This is a genomic window from Microbacterium sp. Kw_RZR3 (assembly GCF_029222405.1).
GTDB lineage: Bacteria > Actinomycetota > Actinomycetes > Actinomycetales > Microbacteriaceae > Microbacterium.
In genome coordinates this window covers 1-3,315 of sequence record NZ_JARHXC010000307.1, presented here as the reverse complement: position 1 = coordinate 3,315, position 3,315 = coordinate 1, and the positions used below count along the sequence as shown (strand labels likewise).

Sequence of the window (3,315 nt, the reverse complement as noted above, 5' to 3'; positions counted from 1 at the left end):
GTCGGGTCGACGCCGCCGCCGGGACGTTCGTCAGTTGCGGGCGACGGCGGCCTCGACGATGTCGAGACCCTCGTTCAGCAGATCGTCGCCGATGGACAGCGGCGGGAGGAACCGGATGACATTCCCGTAGGTCCCGCACGTGAGCACGATGACGCCCTCGGCGATCGCGGCCTTGGCCACGGCCGCGGTGAGCGCAGCGTCGGGAGCGCCGGTCGCGGGGTCGACGAACTCGGCCGCGATCATCGCGCCGTGTCCACGGACATCCCCGACGCGCGGGTCCTTCGCCAGCAGGTCGTGCAGGCGCGCCTTCAGCAGCGTGCCGATCTCCCGGGCGCGCTCGACGAGCCCCTCGTTCTCGAAGGCGTCGATGGATGCCAGAGCCGCGGCGCACGCGATCGGGTTGCCGCCGTAGGTTCCTCCGAGTCCGCCCGTGTGGGTGGCATCCATGATCTCGGCCCGGCCGGTGACAGCGGCGAGGGGAAGGCCGCCCGCGATGCCCTTGGCGGTCGTCACGAGGTCGGGGACGATGCCGAACAGCTCGGAGGCGAACATCGCTCCCGTGCGGGCGAAGCCCGACTGGACCTCGTCGGCGATGAAGACGACGCCGTTGTCGCGGCACCAGTCGACGATCGCATTGAGGAACCCGTCGGCCGGGACGATGAAGCCGCCCTCGCCCTGGATGGGCTCGATGATGACGGCGGCGAGGTTCTCGGCGCCGACCTGCTTCTCGATGAGGCTGATGGCCTTGGCGGCGGCCTCGGGGCCGGAGAGACCGTCGCGGAAGGGGTACGACAGCGGCGCGCGGTACACCTCGGCGGCGAAGGGGCCGAAGCCGCTCTTGTACGGCATGTTCTTGGCCGTGAGCGCCATGGTGAGGTTGGTGCGGCCGTGGTACGCGTGGTCGAAGGCGACGACCGCCTGACGACCCGTGTGCTTGCGCGCGATCTTCACGGCGTTCTCGACGGCCTCGGCACCCGAGTTGAACAGCGCGCTCTTCTTGGCGTGGTCACCGGGGGTGAGGCGGTTGAGCGCCTCGGCGACCGCGACGTACGAGTCGTAGGGCGAGACCATGAAGCACGTGTGGGTGAAGGCGGCGACCTGGTCCTGGACGGCCTTGACGACGGCGGGGTGCGCGTTGCCGACGCTCGTGACAGCGATGCCCGAGCCGAGGTCGATCAGCGAGTTGCCGTCGGCGTCGACGACCACTCCCCCACCCGCAGCGACGGCGTGGATGGGCACGGTGTGCCCGACCCCGGATGCCACGGCGGCGGCCTTGCGGTCGAGCAGCTTCTGCGAGCGGGGGCCGGGGATGGCGGTGACGAGGCGGCGCTCCTGGGCGAGCGAGGGACCGCCGACGGTGGGGAGGGTGTCGAGGCTCATGGCGGCGATGCTACGGACGCCGCGCAACGCGGTGCACTCTCCCCCCTGTACAGTCACTCGCACTGCCATATACGTCTCGTACAGGAGCATCGATGCCCGACTCCGCCGTCTCGCCGCCGAGCCTGCGCGCCCTCCTCGCGCGCGGCGATCTGCACCTGCGTCTCGCCGTGGACGAGGCCGAGCTCCCCGCCGGGAGCGTCGATCACCCGGTGCGGTGGGTGCACTCGAGCGACCTCGCCGATCCGACGCCGTTCCTCAGCGAGGGTCTCGTCCTCCTGACGACCGGGACGCAGTTCGCCTCCGACGACGACTACGCCGCCTACGTGGGGCGTCTGCGGGCGCGGGGCGTGCGCGCCCTCGGCTTCGGCACGGAGGTCGTGCGCGACGGCATCCCGTCCGGCCTGACCGACGCCTGTTTGGCGGCGGGGATGCCCCTGTTCGAGGTGCCCTACCGCACGCCCTTCATCGCGGTGGCCCGTGCCGGCGCCGAGGCGATCGCGGCCGACGCCTACGCCCGCCGCAGCTGGTCGCTCGCCGCTCAGCGCGCGGTCTCTCTCGCCGCCCTTCGACCCGACGGGCTCTCGGCCACCCTCGCCGAGCTCTCGCGGCAGCTCGACTGCTGGGTCGGGCTCTTCGACGCCGCGGGGGCTCTGCGCACCGCGCACCCGTCGGGCTCGCTCGCCGACTCGGTTGTCGAGGGCGTCGCGGCCGAGGTCGAGACGATGCTCCGCCGCGGTACCCGCGCGGCCTCGACGCTGCGGGTCGACGACGTCTCGGTCAGCGTCCAGACGCTGGGGCGCGGGGGGAACCTGCGTGGGGCTCTCGCGATCGCCGCGGACGACCTCGACCACGAGGCGCGCAGCGTCGTGACCGCGGTCGTCGCGATGGCGGCCCTCGCGCTCGAGCAGCAGGATGGCCTGGGCCGGGCGATCGGCACCTTCCGCGCCGGGCTCGTCCAGGCGCTCGGGAGCGACGACCCCGGGCTCGCGCGGCGCGCCGCCCGCGACCTCTTCGGGCCGCTGCCCACGGCCCCCGTCGTGGTCGGGCTCACCCCGGCGGCATTATCGCGCTCGACAGCGATGACGGAGTGGCTCGAGATGCGCGCGCACGAGCGCCGCGGCGAGCTCTTCTTCGGGCGCGGCGACGACGGGCTCATCATCGTGGTCCCCGCGGGGGCGACGGGCATCCTCGCCGAGATCGCCGACCGCTTCGAGACCGTCGTCGGATGCTCCGCCCCGAACGGATACGACGGATTCTCGCGCGCCGTGACGCAGGCCCGCACCGCCCGCGACCGGACCGCGACGCCGGGTGTCGCCGACTTCACCGACACCGCGCGCGCGGGTCTGCTCGCGGCCCTCGGTTCGGAGGCCGCCCGCACCGTCGCCGCCGGGGCACTCGCCCCCCTCCAGCACTACGACGCCGAGCAGGGATCGGCGCTGCTCGAGACGCTCGACTCCTGGCTCGCGCACGACTGCTCGCACGAGGCGACGGCCCAGGCGCTCGGCATCCATCGCCACACCGTGCGCGCGCGGATCGCCCAGGCCGAACGGGTGCTGGGCCGCGACCTGTCGTCGTTCTCGGCCCGCGCGGAGCTGTGGGCCGCGCTGCGGTTGGCGGAGTAGGGCCGGGCCGGCGGGCACCGGGCCGGCGGAGGAGGGGCGGACCGTCGGGCGGAGTCCGGGCCGGGGCGTCAGGCCCGGGGCCGGGCCGTCAGGCGGAGTTCGTTGCGGACACGCCGGGATCCCGGCATCCGGGACGGCGTGTCGGCCATGACCTCCGCACGACGGCACAGGATGCTACGGGCCGATGCCCGGACCGCCTCGACCTGGGCGCCCGACGGGCCCCAGCCATCGGGCGGAGTTCGCCCCCCGACACACCGGAACCCCGGCATCCCGGACGGCGTGTCGACCCCACACTCCGCACGACGGCACAGGA

2 protein-coding genes are annotated in these 3,315 nt (G+C 73.5%); one reads left to right on the top strand and one right to left on the bottom strand.

Going from position 1 to position 3,315, the window contains the following annotated elements:
- Window positions 1-30: 30 nt before the first annotated feature.
- On the bottom strand, window positions 31-1,380 hold the full coding sequence (gene gabT, locus P2P98_RS17040) for a 4-aminobutyrate--2-oxoglutarate transaminase (protein ID WP_275801452.1): 1,350 nt from the start codon (window positions 1,378-1,380) through the stop codon (window positions 31-33).
- A gap of 92 nt (window positions 1,381-1,472) precedes the next feature.
- Between gabT and P2P98_RS17035 the strand changes: the two genes are divergently transcribed.
- A complete protein-coding gene (locus P2P98_RS17035; RefSeq protein ID WP_275801450.1) occupies window positions 1,473-3,002 on the top strand; it encodes a PucR family transcriptional regulator in 1,530 nt (509 codons plus the stop codon).
- Window positions 3,003-3,315 lie beyond the last annotated feature (313 nt).

Bases quoted from the DNA above. Each gene is read 5' to 3' on its own strand.
- gabT (WP_275801452.1), bottom strand. From the start codon at position 1,380: ATGAGCCTCGACACCCTCCCCACCGTCGGCGGTCCCTCGCTCGCCCAG.
- P2P98_RS17035 (WP_275801450.1), top strand. From the start codon at position 1,473: ATGCCCGACTCCGCCGTCTCGCCGCCGAGCCTGCGCGCCCTCCTCGCG.